Annotated in this window: 15 protein-coding genes; 14 read left to right on the forward strand and 1 reads right to left on the reverse strand. The window is 41.2% G+C overall.

All coding sequences use genetic code 11. From position 1 onward, the window contains the following. Positions 1-246 precede the first annotated feature (246 nt). From DRW42_RS25265 to DRW42_RS25325, 14 genes are all read left to right on the forward strand, one after another. Positions 247-3,393 carry a GH92 family glycosyl hydrolase gene (locus tag DRW42_RS25265; protein ID WP_113951658.1) on the forward strand — a complete coding sequence of 1,049 codons (3,147 nt, stop codon included), beginning with the start codon at positions 247-249 and terminating at the stop codon, positions 3,391-3,393. 553 nt (positions 3,394-3,946) lie between these two features. Beyond that, positions 3,947-7,060 (forward strand): SusC/RagA family TonB-linked outer membrane protein, encoded by a 3,114-nt coding sequence (locus DRW42_RS25270; RefSeq protein WP_113951670.1) that lies wholly within the window; start codon positions 3,947-3,949, stop codon positions 7,058-7,060. A gap of 18 nt (positions 7,061-7,078) precedes the next feature. After that, positions 7,079-8,713 carry a SusD/RagB family nutrient-binding outer membrane lipoprotein gene (locus DRW42_RS25275; protein ID WP_113951659.1) on the forward strand — a complete coding sequence of 545 codons (1,635 nt, stop codon included), beginning with the start codon at positions 7,079-7,081 and terminating at the stop codon, positions 8,711-8,713. Positions 8,714-8,939: 226 nt separating this feature from the next. Next, positions 8,940-9,905, forward strand: a complete 966-nt coding sequence (locus DRW42_RS25280) for an endo-beta-N-acetylglucosaminidase H (RefSeq protein WP_208643638.1) — start codon at positions 8,940-8,942, stop codon at positions 9,903-9,905. Between the two features lie 338 nt (positions 9,906-10,243). Beyond that, complete coding sequence (locus DRW42_RS25285; protein ID WP_113951660.1) at positions 10,244-12,046, forward strand: HU domain-containing protein; 1,803 nt, start codon at positions 10,244-10,246, stop codon at positions 12,044-12,046. Beyond that, a complete protein-coding gene (locus DRW42_RS25290; protein WP_113951661.1) occupies positions 12,046-12,750 on the forward strand; it encodes a MotA/TolQ/ExbB proton channel family protein in 705 nt (234 codons plus the stop codon). The genes DRW42_RS25285 and DRW42_RS25290 overlap by 1 nt, the downstream gene beginning before the upstream one ends. Next, the gene (locus DRW42_RS25295; protein ID WP_025144642.1) at positions 12,750-13,151 is read left to right on the forward strand and encodes an ExbD/TolR family protein; all 402 of its coding nucleotides are present in this window, start codon (positions 12,750-12,752) and stop codon (positions 13,149-13,151) included. The genes DRW42_RS25290 and DRW42_RS25295 overlap by 1 nt, the downstream gene beginning before the upstream one ends. Continuing rightward, positions 13,151-13,987 carry an energy transducer TonB gene (locus DRW42_RS25300; protein WP_113951662.1) on the forward strand — a complete coding sequence of 279 codons (837 nt, stop codon included), beginning with the start codon at positions 13,151-13,153 and terminating at the stop codon, positions 13,985-13,987. Before DRW42_RS25295 ends, DRW42_RS25300 begins: the two co-directional genes overlap by 1 nt. 351 nt (positions 13,988-14,338) lie before the next feature. Continuing rightward, positions 14,339-15,628, forward strand: a complete 1,290-nt coding sequence (locus DRW42_RS25305) for a bifunctional folylpolyglutamate synthase/dihydrofolate synthase (protein WP_113951663.1) — start codon at positions 14,339-14,341, stop codon at positions 15,626-15,628. 68 nt (positions 15,629-15,696) lie between these two features. Then, positions 15,697-17,355: an alkaline phosphatase PafA gene (pafA, locus tag DRW42_RS25310; RefSeq protein WP_113951664.1), complete on the forward strand. Its 1,659-nt coding sequence runs from the start codon at positions 15,697-15,699 to the stop codon at positions 17,353-17,355. Positions 17,356-18,100: 745 nt separating this feature from the next. After that, positions 18,101-18,469 (forward strand): VOC family protein, encoded by a 369-nt coding sequence (locus DRW42_RS25315; RefSeq protein ID WP_208643639.1) that lies wholly within the window; start codon positions 18,101-18,103, stop codon positions 18,467-18,469. 131 nt (positions 18,470-18,600) lie between these two features. Next, on the forward strand, positions 18,601-21,996 hold the full coding sequence (locus DRW42_RS25320; protein ID WP_113951665.1) for a methylmalonyl-CoA mutase family protein: 3,396 nt from the start codon (positions 18,601-18,603) through the stop codon (positions 21,994-21,996). Further along, positions 21,997-22,167: a hypothetical protein gene (locus tag DRW42_RS29125; RefSeq protein ID WP_208643640.1), complete on the forward strand. Its 171-nt coding sequence runs from the start codon at positions 21,997-21,999 to the stop codon at positions 22,165-22,167. After that, a complete protein-coding gene (locus DRW42_RS25325) occupies positions 22,164-22,958 on the forward strand; it encodes an MBL fold metallo-hydrolase (protein WP_208643641.1) in 795 nt (264 codons plus the stop codon). Before DRW42_RS29125 ends, DRW42_RS25325 begins: the two co-directional genes overlap by 4 nt. A gap of 187 nt (positions 22,959-23,145) precedes the next feature. Here the strand turns inward: DRW42_RS25325 and DRW42_RS25330 are convergent, their stop codons facing one another. After that, positions 23,146-24,126 (reverse strand): acyl-ACP desaturase, encoded by a 981-nt coding sequence (locus tag DRW42_RS25330; RefSeq protein ID WP_113951666.1) that lies wholly within the window; start codon positions 24,124-24,126, stop codon positions 23,146-23,148. Between the last annotated feature and the right edge of the window lie 337 nt (positions 24,127-24,463).

Genomic DNA, 24,463 nt, shown 5'->3' on the forward strand with positions numbered 1-24,463 from the left:
GGTTAGTTTTATATGTACAAACATATACACATTTATTTAATTTTCAAATAGCTGCACTAAAAGATTTATTTAGTCACCATAACGTGATAAAGCTAATCAAAACCAAGTATTTTCTTCTTATACAAATGAATAAAAGCTATTTAATACATTTTACACTTTTTAATTTTGATTACAATATCTCAATTTATATGTTTGTACATATAAAATCATTTTAACTGAAAAACGTATTATTTCATCCCGGTCAATATGAATAAATTTAAAGTCCATTTTACCAAGCTATTGTTTGCAGTTGTTGCCACTTTTAGTTTTCCCGCTTCGGGCATTGCCCAAAATAACGTAATATGGAAAATAGGCGAAAAAGACAATAAAACGGATGGTTTCGCTTTGGCTCCGGGCAATTATCAACAGTTTTTGGCAAAGGATTTTGGATGGGAAGACCGTTACTATCTGGTAGGGAAATCAAAGCCTGCTACCGATTGGCCTTATGTGCTGCCCGGTACAGCAGATCACTGGGGAGGAACAGGACCAACTTCGGGTATCCGCTCGCACCAGCTCAATATACTGTTCGATCTGAAAGCATTTAAATCAACAGAAAAATTCCGGTTTATTACCGATATTTTGGCTTACAACGGAAAAAAACCACCATTATTTAAGGTAACCATCAATGGAAAAGATTTTAAATTCCACCTGCCGGCTAATGAAAAAGACAAGGGGATTTATGGTGATGCCAATGATTTTAAGGCAGAAGCTTATAAAATCGATATTCCCGAAAATTTATTACATCAGGGCGGCAATGCCATTACGTTAACTATACTGGAAGGTTCGTGGCTGGTATTTGATGATGTGAGATTGGAGGGAAAGGCTGAATTACATCCCCTTGCGTCGCAAGATCTGTATGTTAGAAATGTAAAGGCTGCCAATTATACCTTATCCAAAAACGGAAATAAAATACAGCCTTTGCTCGTAGACATTGAACATTTAGACAATAAACCTTCCGTTTCGGTAAAAATCAATGGAAAAACTGTAATTACGAGCCAGATTGATACCGGCCGTTATGTGTTTGAAGCACCTATGCCTTTTTCTAAACAGCCGAAAAAAGTAACCTGGGAGGTAATATCGGCAGGCAAAACCATTGCCGGGGGTATGGTTATGGCATCAGATCAACCCCTGAAAACAAGTGCCGGATATGCAGATACTAAAATCGGCACGGCGCATTCGAGGTGGATGATTGCCCCTGGCCCGTGGATGCCCTTTAGCATGGTAAAATTAAGTCCTGATAACCAAAATCCAGGATGGATGGCGGGATACGACCCAACAATTGAAAGCATAGGTACTTTTAGCCATATTCACGAGTGGACGATGGCAGGCCTCGGCATGATGCCTGTAAATGGCGAAATTAAATACCAGATCGGGTCGCAGGAAAACCAAAATGATGGCTACCGCTCTGATATCGATAAAAGTACTGAAGAAGCGCCCATTGGATACTACAAAGTGATGCTGAAAAAGTATGGCATCAAGGCTGAATTAACTTCAACAACCCGCTGTGGCTTTCAACGTTACACTTTTCCACGGTCAAAAGATGGCCGGGTAATGATCGACCTAAAAGTTCCGGCGGAATACGACTATAAGATCAAAAGTTTTAAAATTACCCAGGTGAGCAAGCGCCGCATAGAAGGTTATAGTGTGCAGCATACGGCCAATGCATGGTCGGGCGGTGTAGATCAGGATTATACGGTCAATTTTGTGATCGAGTTTGATCAGGATATCAAGAAAACCGGCGGATGGATTAATGGGAAACCTGTAGCCGGAACCAGCATAACGGGCGCAGCTGTTGAGGGTGCAGGCCTATATGCAGAATTTGATACGCAAACCAATAACATAGTACAGGCACGTTCAGGGATTTCGTTGGTGAGTATTGAAGGTGCATCACATAACCTGAGCGAAGAGGTGGAAAAACCTTTCGGATGGAAGTTTGAAGCCGTACGTGCTGCACATGTGGCCACCTGGAATAAATTAATGGATAGAGTGGCCGTTTCTTCTAATGATAGCCGCGAAAAAACCAGGTTTTACAATAATATGTACCGGGCTTTATGCAGCCGCAACACCTGGAGCGATACCGATGGCTCGTGGATTGATGCAACCGAGCAAAAGAGAAAATTTGCCAATGTTAACGATGTGGCTTTGGGCTGCGATGCTTTCTGGAATACCTTCTGGAATTTAAACCAGTTCTGGAACCTGGTCACTCCTGAATGGTCGTCGAGATGGGTTAAATCGCAATTAGCCATGTACGATGCAAACGGCTATCTGGCTAAAGGACCGGCCGGTATGGAATATATCCCTGTAATGGTTGCAGAGCACGAAATTCCGCTGATTGTTGGGGCTTATCAGATGGGGATCCGCGATTATGATGCCCAGAAAGCTTTTTCTGCCGTTTACAAAATGCAAATCCAACCCGCAGCAACCGTGGGCAAAGGCAGGGCCGGAAACGAAGATTTATTGCCTTACCTGGCACATAAATACGTACCTTATGATAAAGGCAGGTTTAGCAACAGTTTAGAATATGCCTATGATGACTGGACGGTGAGCCAGTTTGCCAAATCACTTGGAAAAAATAAAGAATACGCAGAATTTGCCGACCGTGGCAACTGGTGGAAAAATGTGATTGATACCGCTTCGGGCTTTGCCCGTATGAGAAAATCAGACGGTACATGGTTTCCTGATTTCGACCCGTTTAAATCTGGCGCGAATGAGCATTATGTAGAAGGAAATGCCTGGCAGCTCACCTTTTTTGTTCCGCAGGATATACCAGGCCTGGCCAAAATAATCGGAAAGAAAAAATTTGCCGACAGGTTAAACTGGGGATTTAACGAAAGTTACAAATGGCGTTTCAATGCGCCAAACGATGCTTATTGGGATTATCCGATTATTCAGGGTAATCAGCAATCGATGCATTTTGCCTTCCTTTTCAACTTTGTACAAAAACCATGGCTTACCCAAAAATGGAGCAGGGCAATTATCGACCGGTATTATGGTTTTGACATTGCCAATGCCTACCTCGGCGACGAAGATCAGGGACAGATGAGCGCCTGGTTTATCATGGTTTCATTAGGTCTTTTCCAAACAGATGGCGGTTGCAGCACCAATCCGCAGTATGAAATCGGAAGTCCTTTATTCAGCAAGGTGGTGATCGATCTTGGTAATCAGTACGGCAGGGGAAAATCATTTACCATCGAGGCAAAAAATGCTTCAAGGGCAAATAAATATGTACAAAGCGCAACCCTTAACGGTAAAACATTAAATACTTTTTCTTTTCCCAGTTCCGAGTTGTTAAAAGGTGGCAAACTCGAACTGGTAATGGGAAGCGAACCCAATTATAGCTGGGGCGTTAATTAGTTTATATGGTATCCTAACCGCAAACCGTCATCTCGACTGGAACGCAGTGAAACGGAGAGATCTATCTCGAGATAGATTTCTCGGCTGCGTTGCACTTCGCTCGAAATGACGGCATCCGAGGAGTAAACTCTCCGTGTTTTCCGTGCCTACCGGCCTGAACGACTGGGCAGGCGTGACAAAAAATTAAATCCGCATCCTTTTCAGCGTGATCTGTGTAATCTGCGGGCAAAAATCTGACAAAAATAAGAACGAGATCTTAGCGAGACGCTAAGACCAGTAAAAGATGATGGCGCGTAGGGATACTCCGTGTTTTCAGCACCTCCGTGGCTCAATGCCTGAAAAAACAACGTCTTAACAGATAGCTTTCTCGGCTGCATTCTATTCCGCTCGAAATGACGGCAATAGAAAAATGAAAAAAAATTAAAAATAATTCAATTTCCTTGTAGGCAATTTCTGTAAGCAAAATACTCTTAACTATAAACCTAACGGATGGAAATCCCGAAGGTGGGCAAACAATTAACCAAATACTTATTCAAAATTATTCATAATGAATATGAAAAAATCTCTACAGCTCACATGCTTATTGCTTTACGCATCAGCAGGCCTGTATGCAGCTACTCCAGCAGATCATTTTAAACGGGCAGTTTCTTATCATTCGGTTTATCAGGATGTGATTAAAGGAACGGTAAAAGATGAAACCGGAGCTCCCCTACCCGGCGTAACCATTACCATAAAAGGTGCTCAGGGTGGAACACAATCCAATAATGCAGGTCAATACAGCATTGCAGCTAAAACCGGTGATGTTCTGGTATTTTCATTTATCGGTTATCAGAGCAAGGAAGTTACCGTGGGTACACAAACTACACTTGATGTAACTTTAGGTCCTGATTCTAAAAACCTGGAGACTGTGGTAGTAACGGCATTAGGTGTTAAAAGGTCCGAAAAATCGTTAACTTACAATACGCAACAGGTTTCGGGCGATGAACTTTCAAAAGTAAAGAGCCCTAATTTAATGAATTCCCTTAACGGTAAGGTTGCCGGTTTAACCATCAGTCCAAGCGCTTCGGGCGTGGGTGGTTCGGCCAAGGTAATTTTAAGGGGAAGCCGCTCTGTTAGTGGCAATAACCAGCCTTTATATGTAATTGATGGTGTGCCGATCAGTAATAATGGTAACGCCAACGGTCAACAGAACAGTATTTTTGGTGGCGGACAAGACGGTGGTGATGGTATTTCAAACCTTAACCCTGACGATATTGCGAGCATTACTGTGTTAGAAGGTGCTTCGGCAGCTGCATTATATGGTAGTCAGGCACAAAACGGTGTTATTTTAATTACCACCAAACAGGGTAAGGCAGGTAAAACCGAAATCGGCTTTTCTTCGGGTGTAACCATTGATAACATTGCTTACGAACCTAAATTTCAGAACAGCTACGGACCAGCATCCGGAACAACAAGGGATAGCTGGGGCGGTACCATCAACAATACCACCGATAATTTAAAAGATTTCTTTAAAACGGGTGTAAATACTTCGAATGCCATTAACCTTTCAGGTGGTTCGGAAATTGCGCAGACCTATTTTTCTTATTCCAATACTTATGCAAGCGGTATCCAACCGGGCAATAAGTTAAACAGGAACAATTTAAACCTGCGCGAAACAGCCAAGTTTTTGAATAATAAATTAACAGTTGATGGGAGTGTAAACTACATCAACCAAAAAATCAATAATAGTCCGTCTTTAGGTCTTTATTTGAATCCTTTACTGGGCTTGTATCTTTTCCCTAGAGGCGTGGATATTACACCTTATAAAGATCAGTATTTATTGGCTGGTAACGAAGGTGCTGCCCGTCAGAACTGGCTGGGTGGTCCTGCTGATATCAACCAAAATCCATGGTGGTTAACCAACCTTAATCCAAATACTTCTACCCGTAACCGTTTCTTATTAAGCGGTAGCATCAAATACGATGTTGCGCCATGGTTAAACATCCAGGTTAGGGGAAATATGGACCGCACTACCGATGATTATGAAAACCGCAGGTACGCTGGTATCGCAACCAATTTCAACTCAACCGGAACAGGCTATCTGGCACAGAGTAACCAAACCTATGTACAGAAATATGTGGATGCGATTGCCAACTTTACAGTGCCAATGACGGGTTCTGACTTTAAGATTAACGGATTGATTGGCGGAAGCATCAACGACCAAAAAACTGCAGGTTTATCTTTAGCGGGTAACCTTTCGGCACCTGATTTCTTCTCGCCGGCAAACACCATCGTTGCTCAACCGGGAACTTTCCCTGGCAATACCTTAACCAATGTGGTGCCCGTTGTTCCTAACCATAGCCAGTTACAGGCCGTATTTGGTAATGCAAACATTTCGTATAAAGATTGGGCTTTCTTAACCGTAACCGGTAGAAACGATTGGTCTTCTAACCTTTCATATACACCAAACGATTCTTATTTCTATCCATCGGTGGGTTTATCGTTCATCGTTTCGCAGATGTTCAAATTACCTGAAGCCATTACCTATGCCAAAGTGAGGGGAACTTATGCCGAAGTTGGAAATACAGTACCTCCGTACCTTACTTTTATCCAGAATACCTTAAAGGCTGATGGTGCATTAAATTTCAACACCAATGCCGCTTTTAGAGAGTTAAAGCCTGAGCGTACAAAATCATTCGAGATTGGTACCGATTTACGTTTCCTTTCTAACCGCATCAATTTTAGCTTTACTTATTATAAAACCAATACCCGTAACCAGTATATCCCTGTAATTGCACCACCAACATCATTGGTATCAACAGGTTATTTAAATGCCGGTAATGTAGAAAACAAAGGTTTCCAGTTTATTTTAGGAGCCGATGTGCTTAAAGGTGATGGTTTAAACTGGAATACTTCGATAAACGGTTCGTTAAACAGGAATAAAATCATTGATATTGCATCAAACGATAAAATCTATAGTGTTGATTTAACCGGAGCTGGCAATACCTCTTACATTTCGAGGTTACAGGTTGGCGGCTCTTATGGCGACATTTATGGCTACACTTTACAGCGTGATGCCCAAAACCGTATCATTTTAGGCGGCGATGGTTCAACTTCTTCTCCATATACGCCGCTTAAAAGTGCCGATTTTAATTACATCGGTAACCCAAATCCAAAATTCCAATTGGGTTGGAACAATAACTTTGGCTATAAAAATTTCAGCTTGAGTTTCCTTCTTGATGGTAAATTCGGTGGTCAGGTATTATCACTTACCCAGGCTTTAATGGATGAAGCAGGTGCTTCTGAAGCAACCGGAATTGCCAGAAACCAGGGTGGTGTTAAAATCGATGGTGTAGATACCAAAGGTAATGCGGTATCAGCAACCATCAATCCTCAGAGTTATTATTCATTTGTTGGCGGAAGAGGAGGCGTATCCGGCGAATATATTTACAGCGCAACAGTAATACGTTTAAGAGAAGCTGCTTTAGGTTATACCCTACCATTAACAGGCAAAACATTTAAAAGTGTTAAATTTTCGGTAACGGGCAGAAACCTGTTTTATATCTACAAAAAAGCACCTTTCGATCCTGAACTTACCATGTCAACCGGAAACGGTTTATCTGGTGTAGATGTGTTCAACCAGCCTGCCACACGCAGTTTAGGCTTCAACTTAAATGTATCATTTTAATCCTATTCAAAAAAAGACATGAAAACTATATATCATAAATCCTCAAATAACAGGATTAAAGGATTGTCTGCTGTTTTGCTGGCATCTTTAATGGCCTTAAATTTTGGATGTACAAAAAACTTTGAAGATTTTAATACCAATCCAAATTCACTATCTTCCGAGCAGAGCGAAGCCCTTTTAAAATCGGCGATAGGACCAATTGAGCAGGAGATTTTCCACAATTACCAGATTGCTCAAAACCTGAGTGCCGATGCCTTTAGCGGTTACATGATGGCCCCCAATCCTTTCGGAGGCATAAACAACATGAACTATTCGCTTAACAACGGATGGAACAGTGCTGGTTTTAACGATCAGTATAATTATGTAATGGCGCCTATTTCTAAAATCGGCCAAAGTGTGGTAAAAACCAAATCGCCCGAAGCCTGGGGTATTTCGCTCCTGGTACAGGTAATGGCCATGAGCAGGGTAACCGATAAATTCGGGCCTATCCCTTATACCACCGCAGGTTCATCGCTGGTATCAACACCTTACGAAAGTCAAAAAGCCGTATACAATGCATTTTTTAAACACATCGATACCGCTGCCAACAATTTACAGGCTTACATCTCTGCAAATCCTGGTAAAACTTCCTTTTTTGGTGTAGGAGACCTGGTATATGCCGGCGATCCGGTAAAATGGTTAAAACTGGCCAACTCGTTACGCCTGCGTTTAGCCTTGCGGATTGTAAAAGCCGACCCAACCACTGCCAAGTTACAGGGCGAAAAAGCGTTAAGTGCTCCCGGTGGTCTGTTAAGCACTGTTGCCGATAATGCAGCTGTAGCACAATCAGGCACCAGGGATAACGATCTTTGGGTAGTTACAGTTGCATACGATGGCGATAATGGCCTGGGTGCAGCATTGCAAACTTATTTAGTTGGTTATAACGATCCACGTTTACCGGTTTATGCAACTCCTGCTAAAGATCCTTTATTTGCAGGTCAGTATATTGGGATTAGATCTGGAGCAAATACCACATTCAGTGGTTTGGGCAAACCAGGTTATAAAACCTATTCGAGCTTAAATTCTACAGATCCGGCCAAATCAGTTATCGGCCAAAAAGCACCACAGATTTTAATGACGGCTGCAGAGGTTTGGTTTTTAAAAGCTGAAGCTGCGTTACGCGGCTGGACAGGATCAGGAGATGCACAAACCAATTACGAAACGGGTATAACTACATCTTTCCAACAATGGAATGTGAGTGCAGGAAGTTACCTTGCCGATGCTACCAACACCCAAACCGCTTATACAGATCCGAAAAACCCTGCAAACAATGCTGCAGCAGTAAGTACAATTACCATTAAATGGGACCCTACAGCTACCAATGAGCAAAATTTAGAGCGTATTATTACCCAAAAATGGTTGGCTATTTTTCCTGATGGACAGGAAGCCTGGAGTGAATACAGACGTACTGGTTACCCTAAATTATTCACTGTAGCCAATAACAACAGCGGCGGAACCATTAATACCCAAACCCAGATCAGAAGATTACCTTATCCATCAACCGAGTATGGAAATGGAAATAAAGACGAAATTCCTAAAGCAATTGTACTTTTAGGCGGGCCAGACAACGGAGGCACCAGATTATGGTGGGACGTTAATAAAGCAAATTTCTAACACACAAATACCCCAGGTAGGATGACGCAAGTTATCCTACCTTTTTTATATCAGCCAATTTCTAACCAAAATTTTAAACCTATGAGAAAACCTACACGTTCCGGCGTTCTGCCGTTAACAGCTTCTACCCTATTATTAGGATAAACATCCATTAAATATCAATATAAAAACGTTTGTAGCGGCTACAAGAGCAAAATCAATTTCTAACCAATTTAAATCAAAAATTATGACAACTACCAAATTGTTAACATGCAAAAATGCAGCAATGGCTGCCGTTTTGTTTTTAACCGTTGCTATCAGCAGCTGTAAGAAAAAAGACATCACTCAGGATGGAACCCTAACCGATCCGTCTATAAAAGAATCTGCTGCATCAACCGAAGCTATCGGTGTAACCGGACCAAAAGGCGTATGTTATGTAGAAGTAAACAATGCCGATATCCGTAATGTAGGCAAATACAAGCTTTCTACCGGGCAACAGTTATTCGATATCGCGATTATTTTCGCTGCCAACATCAATTACAATACCTCAACCCAAAAAGCTGTACTGGGTTTCAATACTAATGTTGCAAACATTTTAAACAACAAAACAACTTACATCAAACCTTTGCAGGATAAAGGCATAAAAGTTTTGCTGTCCATTTTAGGCAATCACCAGGGTGCAGGTTTTTGCAATTTCACCTCTCAGGCCTCGGCCCAGGCATTTGCACAGCAATTGGCCGACGCGGTGAACACTTACGGCCTTGATGGTATCGATTTCGATGATGAATATGCAGAGTATGGTGTTAATGGTACCGGGCAGCCAAATGCAAGCTCGTTTGTGTACCTCGTAACTGCATTGAGGAATTTGTTGCCTAATAAAATCATTTCGTTTTATTATTATGGTCCGGCTGCCTCACGATTATCTTATAATGGCGTTACCGTTGGTTCTAAAATCAATTACAGCTGGAATGCTATTTACGGAACCTATTCTGTACCAAATGTACCAGGATTGGCCAAAGCAAACCTTGGTCCTGCAGCTATTGATATCCAGGCAACCAGCCCATCAACAGCAGCATCATTGGCCACACAAACCGTTAACAATGCTTATGGCATTTACCTTTACTACAATTTACCAAACAGCGATGTGCATACTTATTTATCAGGCATATCGAGCAATTTATATGGTGGTAAAACAACGGTATATGCACCTTAATTTATAATCAGATAATTTTTAACCGCTACAAACATTTCAAGCAGGATGACCTCGGTTGTCCTGTTTTTTTTTTATGATAATTGCTGCACGGCATCAAGCCATTACTGCATTATATCGATTTAGCCATTTGCTTACTAACATACCATTTCTATCTTTGTAACCGTTATCTTTGCACGGATACAGGTATGGGTTAATTAAAGCTGTGATTTTTTCAGGTTCAAAATAACAAACCGTATTCGTTTTTGTCCCTTTTTTGGAATAGGATGTATAAATACACCTGCTGACACTATTTGAAGGTAGAATATAATTTTTAATTTTAAACGCTTAATTTTACCCGAATGGATATCTTATCATACCTTTTAGAACTTTTGCAGCAACGCAAAGAAGTTGGTATTACCGGCCTGGGCACCTTTTATAAAAAGAAATACCCGGGAAGATACGATAAAGAAAAACAAACGTTTTTACCTCCGGGATATACGCTTCAGTTTTCAACCAATATTACCGAAGATCAGGCCCTGGTTGATTTTATTTCCGCTAAAAGGAATATCTCCGGCGAAAGTGCCACTTATTACATTTCACAGTTTGTTGAAGAGGTTAATCAGAAACTCGAACTCGATCACGAGATCGAACTGGAAAAAACAGGCCGCTTATTTTTTACTGAGCAGGGACTGGATTTCGAACCGATAAAAAACATCAATTACGGCTCCGAATTTTATGGTTTGCCTGCTTTGCCCGAAACTGTAACAGAAGAAATAAAAGCAGATTTACCAAAAGAGGAGGACAAAGTATACGATGAAATTGCCGAGGCACCGGCTGCACCTTCTCCGTTCGAAAATAAATCTTACCACCATCCGGTAATCGAAAATGTAGAACTGGATGAAGTTAAAGATGATCTTAAACATACCTTAAAACATTCAGAAATTGCTGCTGAAGGAATCACCGAGGCGCCTGAATTTATAAAGGAGCAGCATGAAGAACATCCGAACCGTTTTGGCCATACGCCAGAATCGGAAGTAGAAAATGTTGCTGCCGAACACCACGCGGTTGAAACCACTCCAGCTACCGAAACAGAAAATGATGTAGAAACCCCGGAAGATACAACAGAACCTGAAGTAGAAAATCGTGCTGAAGAAGAGCAGCCTGCTGAAAGCATTCCTTTTGTTGAAACAGAAAATGATTCAGAAGTTACTCAAGATAAGGACTTAGCTGAAACAGCAACTATTGATGATGAGCCTGCAGCAGTTGAGGTTCCTGAATCTGTTGTGGAGCAGCATGAAGAAAACCCGGGACGTTTTGGTCATACCCCAGAAGCTGAACTGGAAAATAATCCTTCTGAATCTATCGAAACAGTAACTCCCGAACCAGTTGTATCACCACAAAGAGAATATTCGAGCCGTTTTTCACTTAGGCCAGAAACCGAAGAGCCAAAAACTTACATTAATTTAGAGGAAGAAGCCAAATATAATGAACCGGTAACAGAAGTGCCTGCATTTATTAAAGAACAGCATGCCGAGCATCCGAACCGTTTTGGTCACGATCCGATTATACACGATCAGGAACCACAGCCTGGCATGTCTACCTGGTTAAAAGTAACCATTGTTATTTTGATTCTGGTAATTGTTGCAGCCATTACCTACCTGGTTAAACCTGAGCTTTTTAATGGAAAAACCGAAGCAGCAAAACCAGCACCCGTGGTTATCGATTCTCCAAAAGTAGCCGTTGATTCGGCCAAAATAAAAAGAGATTCTATCGCCAAAACCGATAGCATTTTAAAGGCCAACCAGGTTCAGAAAAAAGCCGACTCAGATAAAAAAGCAGCGGTTAAAACGGTTGAAAAACCAGTGGTTGCTCCACCTGTTGAAAAACCAAAAGAAGATAAGATTGTACCAAACACCGGTCCTTCTACGTTTTATGTTATTGCAGCATCATTCCAATCAGAAAAAAAAGCGTTTGTATTTGTTAAGCAAATGGAAAAAATCGGTTTAAAAGCAGAAATTGCCAGCGTGCCGGGCCGCTTAAAAAAGGTAAGTATAGCGAGCTTTCCATCTGAACAGGAAGCACTGAAACAAAAAAATATCTTACAGGAAAAACTTAAAGGAAAAGGATATTTCGTACAACAAAAACACAACACACAACCATAATGATAACTTTATTAATTCAAGACACCACACAAGCATTACAAGATACCGCAAATGCGGTAAACCAGGCAGTAACACAACCACAGGAGCAACTACATTTTATCGACCTGCTTTTTAAAGGCGGTTGGGTAATGATCCCTCTTGCTTTTTTAGCCTTTTTAGCCTTGATTATTTTTGTTGAACGCTATTTAACCATAAAAAAAGCAACTAAAGATGAAGCTAATCTTATGGTTCAGGTGAGGTCTTATATTCAGTCCGGAAATCTGGATGGTGCCATGTCGCTTTTAAGGAATAACAATTCTCCCCTTTCGCGCATGTTGCAAAAAGGTTTAAAACGTATCGGCCGCCCCATTAAGGATATTGAAGGAGCCATTGAAAACGTAGGTAAATTAGAGGTTTCCAAACTGGAAAAAAACATCAGCATATTAGGTATTGTGGCCGGTATTGCGCCAATGCTTGGTTTCGTGGGAACCATTGTTGGGGTAATTACCATCTTCCACCAGGTATCCATCAAAGGTGCGATTGAAATCGGGACCATTTCCGGCGGTTTATACACTAAAATGATCACTTCTGCAACCGGATTGATTATCGGTATTATTGCTTACGTATTGTATCACATTTTAAACATTATGGTGGAGAAAATCATCCTTAAAATGGAAACTGATGCAATTGATTTTATTGATTTACTAGAAGAACCGGGCAAATAATGAATTTACGCAAAAGAACAAAAGGATCGGTAGAAGTACATACTTCAGCGTTGAACGATATTATGTTCTTCCTGATGCTGTTTTTCCTGTTGGCCTCAGCTGTGGTAAATCCTACCGTAGTTAAATTATTGTTGCCACAATCATCAAGCGGACAACAATCAACCGCCAAAAAAGCGGTTACAGTTACCATAGACGAAAACCTGAAATATTTCGTTGAAAAGAAACCGGTAAGTATCGAAGAACTGGAGCCAACATTGGCTTCATACCAAAAACTGGCACCAGATATGACCATTCTTTTATATGTATCGCGTAACGTAACTTATCAGGATGGATTTGTGGTAAACGATATTGCCAATAAATTAAAATTAAAACTTGTTGTAGCCGTTGAGCCTAAAAAATAATGAACTACAAAGCGCAAAATATACCTCATCAGGAAAACAACTACCCTAAGGCCATTGCGATAGCAAGCGGTATTATGGGCTTCCTGTTGTTGATCAGTTTTTTTATTGTGATTGGTTCGTTCCAGCCACCTGAAGAACTGGGTATGGGTGGTATGGTAGTAAATTATGGAACTTCGGCTGAAGGTATGGGCGATGATTATACCAGTATTGAAGAACCTTCAGCAGATCCAAATGCGAACGGTAAAGCACCCGAAAAAGTAACACCGGAAGAAAAAGTTACACCAACTACCACCACCGAAAGCAGCAATAAGGAAATCCAGACACAAAATACCGAGGATGCGATTGCCGTTAATACCAAAACAACTACGAAACCAACTAAAGCTGCGCCAACTACGGTAACAGAAGATAAGCCTGCCAAACCGGTAATCAACCAAAATGCACTTTACAAAGGCAAAAAGAGCACCGGGCAAGGTCAGGGAGATGGAACAGGCACAACAGCCGGAAACCAGGGTTCGGTTAACGGCGATCCCCTATCCAACAATTATGGCGAAGGTGGTTCGGGATTTGGCAATAAACCCATTGCATTAAGGCACTTCTCTAACCTAGTAGTTCCTCAGGACGACGGTCAGAAAACCGGCAGGGTGGCCATCCGGATTTATTTCAACAAAAACGGTGATATCATCAGGGCCAATCAGGAGCTTAAAGGCTCTACCATTACCGATACCGAACTGGTAAACAAATGTATTAAAGCTGTAATGGAATCTTCGTTAAGTAAAACCGAAGTTGGCGGCGATAACCAAACCGGTGTAGTAGTCTTCAACTTTAAAGTGAAGTAAAGTTTAAAACATAATATTTATTTGCCAAGGTCTGTGTTTTCACAGACCTTTTTTATTTCCCGCGCCGTGGTCTGTGTCCACACAGATCGCCTTATTGGGTTTTAACCACAGATGCACATAGATAAACACGGTTTTATATCTGTGTGCATCCCCGCCTGAACGGCAGGGCAGGCTTTTTATCTGTGGTTAAACATCTCAACTACCTGTAATATGCTCTGTGAGGATACAGACTAAGCTTTTGCCATGGTCTGTGTCCTCACAGACTACGGCACAAACTTCCGAAGTTCTCCCCCATCTTTGCCTTTAAAAACTTCGGAAGATGAGCCCAATCACTTATATTTGACGCACATTATGAACTACCAACAAACGCTAGATTTTTTATACAGTAAACTGCCCATGTTTACCCGCGTTGGCGCATCTGCCTTTAAAAAAGATTTAACCAATACCATCATTTTATGTGAAGCTTTGGATAATCCGCAGGATAAATTCAAAAGCATCCATGTGGCGGGAACTAATGGAAAAGGATCAACCTCGCACATGCTGGCATCTGTATTACAATCGCAGGGTTATAAAACCGGCTTGTATACTTCGCCACATTTAAAAGATTTCCGCGAGCGCATCCGCATCAACGGAAAAATGATCAGCAAATCGGAAGTGGTTTCCTTTGTAAAAGAACAGCAAAAACTCATCGAAAAAACCGAGCCTTCATTTTTTGAAGTAACCGTTGCCCTGGCATTCGATCATTTTGCCAAACACCAGGTTGATGTAGCGGTAATTGAAGTGGGTTTAGGTGGGAGATTAGACTCAACCAACATCATCACACCAGAGATTTCGGTCATCACCAACATCAGCCTCGATCACATGAACATGTTGGGCAATACCCTTGCCGAAATTGCGGGTGAGAAAGCCGGGATTATTAAAAAGAACATCCCGGTAGTCATCGGCGAAACGCAGGAAGAATCTGCACCGGTTTTTATCAAAAAAGCCAAAACGGAGTCTGCTCCTATTGTTTTTGCAGATAGCTTATTAACCGCGCAGGATTTTAAACTCAAAAACAGTAAACTTTCCCTATCCGTTTATCAAAACGGTAAAATCAAGTACAAAAATCTTCAAAGCGACCTTACCGGAGTTTATCAACACAAAAATATTTTAACTGTTTTAGAAACCTTAGCTGTGCTGAACGAAAAAACCAGTATTAAAGCCAATGAGGATAGCATTTACAAAGGTATCAGCTCAGTTAAAAAACAAACGGGTTTACAGGGGCGCTGGCAAACGTTAGGCAAAAACCCATTGGTAATCTGCGATACGGGCCATAACGAAGCCGGAATTAGCGAAGTGATCAAAAACATTGCACAAACCCCATATCAAAACCTGCACATCGTTTTCGGTATGGTAAACGATAAAGATATTTCGAAAGTATTATCCCTGATGCCCAAAAATGCAACCTACTATTTTTGCAAACCGGATTTAGAGCGTGGTTTAGCTGCCGAAACATTAAAAGAACAGGCAGCAGCATTTAACTTAAACGGAAAAAGTTATGCATCAGTAGCTGAAGCAAAAGCAATGGCCATTCAATCAGCCGGTATAAAAGACCTGGTTTTTATCGGTGGAAGTACATTTGTGGTGGCCGAAGCGATATAAAATCTTTACATAAACTTCAAAATATCTTCACCCAAAAGTTATTACTTTAGCCCTTTAACTAAAACACCATGAAGAAAATTTCCCATTTAATCTTTTCCCTCTCAATTGTTTCGATCTCCATTGCCTCCGCTCAAACCAAAAAACCTGTAGCGGCACAAGCCAAAGCTTTTCCTGCTGAAGTAGCACGACCTAAACTGGTGGTTGGTTTAGTGGTTGATCAGATGCGTTGGGATTACCTATACCGTTACTATAACCGCTATACAAACGGTGGTTTTAAAAGATTAATTAATGAGGGTTTTTCAGTAGAAAATACGTTTATCCCTTACACGCCAACTTATACCGCCTGCGGACACACCTGCATTTATACTGGTTCAGTTCCTGCCGTTCATGGTATAATCGGTAACGATTGGTACGATCCTGAAACCAAAAAGAATGTATATTGTACCGAAGATTCATCGGTATCTACTGTAGGTAGTACGCCATCTTCTGAGGGTAACATGTCGCCTAAAAATATGTTGACGACTACCATTACCGACGAATTAAGGCTTGCAACCAATTTCAGGGGTAAAGTAATTGGTATTTCATTAAAAGACAGGGGTTCTATCCTTCCTGCCGGCCATGCTGCAAATGCTGCTTACTGGTATCAGGGCAGTACCGGAAACTGGATTACCAGTACTTATTACATGAAAGAAGTACCCACCTGGATTGCCGATTACAATAAACTAAAACTGGCAAACAAGTTTTACGCAAAAAACTGGGAAACTTTATACCCGCTCAATACTTATGTAAACAGTACTGCTGATGAGAAAGCTTACGAAGGCAAACAGAGCACATTTCCACACCAGTTAACCCAAAACGTTGATAAAAATTTCGACGCCATCAGAAGCACACCGTATGGCAATACCATCACTTTGGATCTTGCTAAACTGGCCATCCTTTCAGAAGATTTAGGACAGGATAACATTACCGATTTCTTAGCGGTAAGCTGTTCATCTACTGATTATGTTGGTCATGCTTACGGTCCGAATTCAGTTGAGGCAGAAGATACTTATTTACGCTTGGATAAAGATTTCGAAGAATTTTTCAACTACCTCGATAAAAAAGTTGGTAAAGGCAATTACACCGTATTTTTAACCGCCGATCATGGTGCTGCACACGTACCGGGCTTTATGCAGGAGAACAAATTACCTTCAGGTGTAGTGAGCGACCGCGATATTGCAAGCAAATTAAATGCTTATTTAAATGATAAATTTAAGGTGAATAATGTGGTGTTAAAATCGCAGAACAACCAGATCATTTTCGATCACGACAAAACCGATAAGGGTGATGTGAGTTTCGATGTAATTAAATCTGCATCAGTTGAATTTTTGAAAAGGTTAGATGGTTTCCAAAATGCAGTTGATATTGCAAAAATATCGCAGTCTACCCTACAGGAAATCCAGAAAAAAATGATTACCAATGGATACAATGCACGCAGAAGCGGCGATATTTATTATGTTTTACAGCCAAACTGGTTTAATGGTGGCAGCACCGGTACCACGCATGGCAACTGGAACCCTTACGATTCGCACATTCCATTGGTATTTATGGGCTGGGGAGTTAAACCGGGCGCAACCAACAAAATGCACTACATGACCGATATTGCACCAACACTGGCTGCACTATTACACATCCAAACCCCGAACGGAACCGTTGGAGAACCCATAACAGAAATCACCAATAAATAATATTTAAAAACTATGCCCACCAGCATAGTTTTTTTGTTTTAACACAGCCAGAATAATGAAGAACCGCTAAGATGATCTTAAGTAACTTAGGTGCTGACAAAAAAAGGAGACAGCTAGTTATTCTGAACCACCTTAGTCACCTGAGCACACCTGAGATTCTATATTGTAGTTTCGATTTGCATCTTATATGATCTCAAATGTCTTATATGGTGAATAAAGAGCAACGTCATCTCAACTGAAGCGGAATGGAGAGAATTACCAATAAATAATCTTAAAAAACTATGCCCACCAGCATAGTTTTTTTTTTGTTTTAACACATCCAGATAATGAAGAACCCCTAAAATGATCTTAGGTAACTTAGGTGGTGAAAAAAAAGGAGACAGCTAGTTATTCTGAACCACCTTAGTCACCTGAGCACACCTGAGATTCTATATAGCAGCTTCGATTTGCAGCTTATATGATCTCAAATGTCTTATATGGTGAAATAAGAGCAACGTCATTTCAACTGAAGCGGAATGGAGAGATCTAATTCGAGATAGATTTCTCGACTTCGCTACACTACGCTCGAAATGACGGGTTGAGGGAAGAACCACTTTCATTGGCAGAGTTAAAAAAAGTTACGTCATCTCTACCGGAACGCAGTGGAGCGGAGAGATCTACCTCGAGATAGATTTCTCGGCTACGTTTTACTTCGCTCGAAATGACGGTAATTTGTGGTAATCTCCAATTTTCTCTATTTTAGATCATGTCAACATACACCGCCACCAAACTCACCCCCATGCTTGAATCGCATGATATGCAGGCAACCTTAACATTTTACACCAAAGTATTAAACTTTACCTGTGATGCACAATTCGACGATTTGAGCTGGTTAACCCTCAGCAAAGATGGCATAGAAATTATGTTCTCCACCCCTAACCCGCACCGAAACATTCCAAAACCGATTATGAGCGGTTCCCTATACATCAAAACAAACGAGGTGGCTGCTTTATGGGAAAGTTTAAAAGATCAATGCGAAATCTGCTATCCATTAGAAGATTTTGATTATGGCATGAGGGAATTTGCCATTTATGACAATAACGGTTATTTACTACAATTTGGGCAGGAATTATAACTGAACCAAAAGCCATAACGGTATAGGGTATTCGTGCTTTAAGCTGCTTAATTTAGTACATTTGCATCACCAAATATTTGGAACAGGGATTGATATTTTTCAGTACAAAACAATCCTTTAAATCCCATAGTATGCAACAAGTAGAAATATATAAGCCTAAAAATAAAATCCGTTTTGTAACAGCTGCGTCCCTTTTCGATGGTCACGATGCAACCATTAACATCATGCGTCGTATCCTTCAGTCTTCAGGGGCCGAAGTAATCCATCTGGGCCATAACCGGTCGGTTGATGAAGTGGTAAACTGTGCCATTCAGGAAGATGTTCAGGGTATTGCCATGACTTCCTACCAGGGGGGACATATCGAATATTTCAAGTACATGTACGATCTGTTGCAGGAACGAGGATCAGGCCATATTAAAATATTCGCAGGCGGTGGTGGTGTAATCCTGCCTTCTGAAATTGAAGAACTACAGGCTTACGGAATTTCTAAAATCTACTCACCTGATGATGGCCGCAAAATGGGTTTACAGGGCATGATTAACGATATGCTCATCCAAACCGATTTCATCACCAAAACCCATATCACCAACGAGCTCGAAACCATCCCGACAAAAGATATTAAAGCCATCGCCGGGGCCATTACCGTTGCAGAAAATGATCCCGAAGGCGCTCAAAAATTTGTTGACGAATTAAAGAAACTTTCCAAAAATAACACTGCCCCTATTTTGGGTATCACCGGAACCGGTGGTGCCGGAAAATCATCATTGGTAGATGAACTGGTACGCCGTTTTCTGGTAGAAGTGAAAGATAAAACGCTAGCCATTATCTCTGTCGATCCTTCCAAAAGAAAAACAGGTGGAGCCTTACTGGGCGACCGTATCCGGATGAATGCCATCAATAACCCGAGGGTATACATGCGTTCGTTAGCCACACGGCAGGCAAATCTGGCCCTATCCAAAAACGTTCAGGAAAGTATCGATATCTGCAAAGCTGCCGGTTACGATTTAATTATTATAGAAACGTCGGGTATTGGGCAATCCGACACCGAAATTACCGAACATTGTGATGTTTCCTTGTATGTAATGACCCCTGAGTTCGGAGCAGCTACCCAGCTCGAAAAAATCGACATGCTTGATTTTGCTGATCTCGTGGCGATCAATAAATTCGATAAACGTGGTGCTTTGGATGCCTTGCGCGATGTACGCAAACAATACAAGCGCAATCATAACATTTTCGACGCCAAAGATGATGATATTCCTGTTTATGGCACCATGGCTTCGCAGTTTAACGATCCGGGCATGAACAACCTCTTTGTGGCCCTAATGGAACAGATCAAACACAAAACCGGAACCGATTTTAAGGCTAAAATGGAGTTAACATCCGATCAATCCGAAAAAATATACATCATTCCACCCGATCGTATCCGTTACCTGGCAGAAATTGCCGAAGCAAGCCAAACCTATAACGAATGGGTAGATAAACAGGCTACCATTGCCCGTAAAATGTATCAACTCAAAGGCGTAATCGATTTATTGGGCGATAGTAATTCCCCGATCATTGAAGGGGGTTCGCAAGACGAGGTGTCAAAAAGCCTAAATGCAACTTACAGTTTCTTCGAAGAACAACTCGATGGCGAATGCAAGCGTTTACTCCGCCAATGGCCCGAAACCAAAAGGGCTTACAAAGAAGAATTTTTCATTTATAAAGTCCGCGATAAAGAAATAAAACAACCCCTTTTCTACGAATCGCTTTCCAAACTGAATATCCCCAAAGTATCCTTACCGAGATATGAAGATTGGGGAGATATTTTAAGGTGGTTACTAACTGAAAACCTTCCGGGCGAATTTCCTTATGCAGCAGGTGTATTCCCGTTAAAAAGAGATGGCGAAGACCCTACTAGGATGTTTGCCGGAGAAGGCGGCCCCGAACGGACCAATAAACGTTTCCATTATGTATCATTAGGTCAGCCGGCACACCGCCTATCTACCGCTTTTGATTCTGTTACCCTTTATGGAGAAGATCCGCATGTGCGACCTGATATTTATGGAAAAATCGGTAATTCGGGTGTAAGTATTGCCACTTTGGATGATGCCAAAAAATTGTATTCCGGGTTCGATCTTTGTGCGCCATCAACTTCTGTATCCATGACCATTAACGGACCAGCGCCAATGTTACTGGGCTTTTTTATGAATGCCGCCATCGATCAGCAATGCGAAAAGTACATCATTGAAAACGATCTGATCAAAGAAGTTCAGGCTAAAATCGATGCGATATACAAGGCAAAGAACATTGAAAAGCCCTCATACAACGGCACATTACCAGAGGGCAATAATGGTTTAGGTTTAATGCTTTTGGGCGTTACCGGCGATCAGGTTTTACCAGCTGATGTTTATGCCCCTATCAGGGCTAAAGCCATCAGTTCGGTTCGTGGAACCGTTCAGGCCGATATTTTAAAAGAAGATCAGGCACAAAATACCTGTATTTTCTCTACCGAATTTGCACTGCGGATGATGGGTGATATCCAGAAATACTTTATCGATGAAAAAGTGCGAAATTTCTATTCTGTATCCATTTCGGGGTATCACATTGCCGAAGCGGGTGCCAATCCCATTTCTCAGCTGGCCTTTACCCTAAGCAACGGTTTTACCTTTGTAGAGTATTATTTAAGCCGGGGCATGCACATTGATGATTTCGCTCCAAACCTGTCTTTCTTCTTCTCCAATGGTATTGATCCAGAATATGCCGTTATCGGCAGAGTAGCGAGAAGAATCTGGGCTAAAGCGATAAAAAATAAATATAAAGGAAACGATCGCTCACAGAAGCTTAAATACCATATTCAAACTTCAGGACGCTCGTTACATGCCCAGGAAATCGATTTTAACGATATCCGTACCACTTTGCAGGCGTTATATGCCATATACGACAATTGTAATTCGCTGCACACCAATGCCTATGATGAAGCCATTACTACACCTACCGAAGAATCGGTGAGACGGGCAATGGCCATCCAGTTAATTATTAACAGGGAATTAGGCCTTGCCAAAAATGAAAACCCGCTACAGGGCGCTTTTATCATCGAAGAATTAACTAATCTGGTAGAAGAAGCGGTACTGGCCGAATTTAAACGGATAAACGATCGTGGAGGCGTTTTAGGAGCCATGGAAACCATGTACCAGCGTGGAAAAATCCAGGAAGAGAGTCTGTATTACGAAACCCTGAAACATACCGGCGAATATCCGATTGTAGGCGTAAATACCTTTTTAAACAAGAATGGCTCCCCTACAATTGTTCCCGGTGAAGTAATCCGTGCCACTGAAGAAGAGAAACAGTACCAAATTTCGGCATTGCAGAAATTCCAGGACCGTAATGCCGATCGTTCAGCAGATTTATTAAAACAACTCCAAAAATCGGCCATCGCAGGCGATAACATTTTCGAACAGCTGATGGAAATCTGTAAAATTTGTTCACTAGGACAGATCAGTAAAGCACTTTACGAAGTTGGCGGCCAGTACAGGAGGAACATGTAAATGAGAACACTTTTATTAGGCTTGCTGCTATTCTTTTCGGTTAAAATCTGGGCAATAAAACCTCCTGGTTCGTCTTATATTCTGGTGTTGGGCGTTGCCCAGGATGGTGGTTATCCGCACATGGGTTGCCAGAAAAACTGTTGCAAAATGACATGGAAAGATGCTAATTGAGAAAAAACGTAGTTTCTCTTGCTTTAGTTGACCCCATCAATAAAAAATGGTGGCTTTTTGAAGCTACGCCAGATATTAAACAGCAATTGCAGGATTTTAAAACAAAAACCAATAATGTTTATCCCTACCTTCCCGAGGGTATTTTTATCACCCATGCCCACATTGGCCATTACACCGGTTTAATGGAATTTGGAAGAGAAGTAATGGCAACTACAGCTTTAAAAGTTTATGTGCTTCCTAAGTTAAAATCTTTTCTCGAGCAGAACGGTCCCTGGAGCCAGTTGGTAAAGCTTAATAATATTAATATCATACCGTTAACTGCAGATCAGGCTATTGATATCTCAAACAATAAAATAACGGCTTTCACTGTTCCTCACCGCGACGAATTTTCGGAAACAGCAGGTTTTAAAATCGAAACATCAACGAAAAAGTATCTCTTTATCCCCGATATTGATAAATGGAGCAAATGGAATAAAAACATCATCGATGAGGTGAAGCTGGTGGATATTGCCATGTTAGATGCAACTTTTTACAGCAATACCGAGCTTGGCAACAGGCCGATTGCCGAAGTGCCTCATCCACTGGTAACCGAAACAGAAAACCTTTTCAGTAAAGAAGATCGTAATATAAAAGGTAAAATCTTTTTGATCCATTTTAACCATACCAACCCATTGCTTTGGGATAATCTCACCCAAAAACAGGTTTTAAAAAATGGTTTTAACATCGCAAAACAGGGAGATGTTTATCATCAAACAAACTATTTCAAACGGCCGCTATTTCGAGTGACGTAAATAAAAGCATCGTCATCTCGACTGGAGCGCAGCGGAACGGAGAGATCTATCTAGTGACAGATTTCTCGACTGCGTTGCACTCCGCTCGAAATGACGCCGCAGAAGGAAAACTTTGGCCGAGATCATTAACACGCATAAAAAAAGCCCCGATGAAAATCGGGGCTTCCATATATCAATTTAATTGCTCTTATCCGGCAATCCAGCTAAATTTATAATCAATCGTTGGGTTTTTCATCCGTTCAGCAACACGTAACAAACGCGAAGGTAAAGCCATAATATAATCGCGGGCTTTTTCACCAGCTTCATTTAAATCTTTCATACCTTCAATTTTCCAGTCTTCAATTAACTGTTGCATAATTTCAACATAATCAATCGCGGTATAAACACCTAAACGCTGCGCAGCATCGGTAAAGTGACCAAAAGTCTGACCGATTTTCAAGCCTACTTCACGTAAGAAATGTGCCGGCATTACAATTTTTTTACGCATCATATCTTCAAAAGCCAGCATCGCTTCACTTGGATCAACCTCAAAAATACGGTTCATAAAATCTTTGTAAGCTTTAGCATGTCTTGCTTCATCAGAAGCGATAACACCACACATTCTGGATAATAACGTATCACCATCCTTTTTAGCTAAAGAAGCTACCCTTCTGTGCGAAATATTGGTTGCCATCTCCTGAAAAGAAGTGTAAATAAAGTTACGGTATGGATCGTGCCCTGTACCGATGTCAAATCCATCAGCAATTAGGTATTGGGTAGAAATCTCCATCTGGCGCATATCAACACGGCCAGAGAGGTATAAATATTTATTCAATAAATCACCATGGCGGTTTTCCTCTGCAGTCCAGTGTCTGTTCCACTTCATCCATCCACCATCTTCCTTCATGCTTGGCCCCTGCACCATGGCTAACCACGATTCGTAAGTAGGCAAGGCTTCTTCAGTAATAGTATCGCCGATCAATACAGCCACTAAATCGTAAGAAAGATCCTTTGCATTGTCCCTTAATATTCTAATGTCCTGATAAAATGTATCGCTGGTAGAATCGGGAAGAAAATCAGATGGTTGCCAGTTAGTATCGATTGGTTTAAGATAGGTGTCCATCATCTCCAGCATATACTTTTCTATATGCACCATTACTTCCCTTCTTTTATCTGCAAAAAAACTCATTATTCTTGTTTATATATTGTTAACAACAAAGATAACCAAATATTGCGGCAAACCACATGATATTAGCATATTTAGCACTAAATCGATCTTAATTGCGCTCTAAATTATCAACAACTGCTTAAATGAGTTTACACAAGGTTTACAGATTGGTTAAACTAAGCCAGACACTAAAGTCTTATATTTTTTTTGAAGCGCAATTGCCGTGCTTATCGGTTGGTTCCTGTCCTGCTGTACGCTTTCCCGATGAAAAATCGGGACCGCTTCCATCAGGGCTATTTAACCTGGGATAGAAGTATGATGGAAGATGTAAAATGGATGATGGAATGTTCTCTGCGGC

Source organism: Pedobacter miscanthi (genome assembly GCF_003315595.1).
GTDB lineage: Bacteria > Bacteroidota > Bacteroidia > Sphingobacteriales > Sphingobacteriaceae > Pedobacter > Pedobacter miscanthi.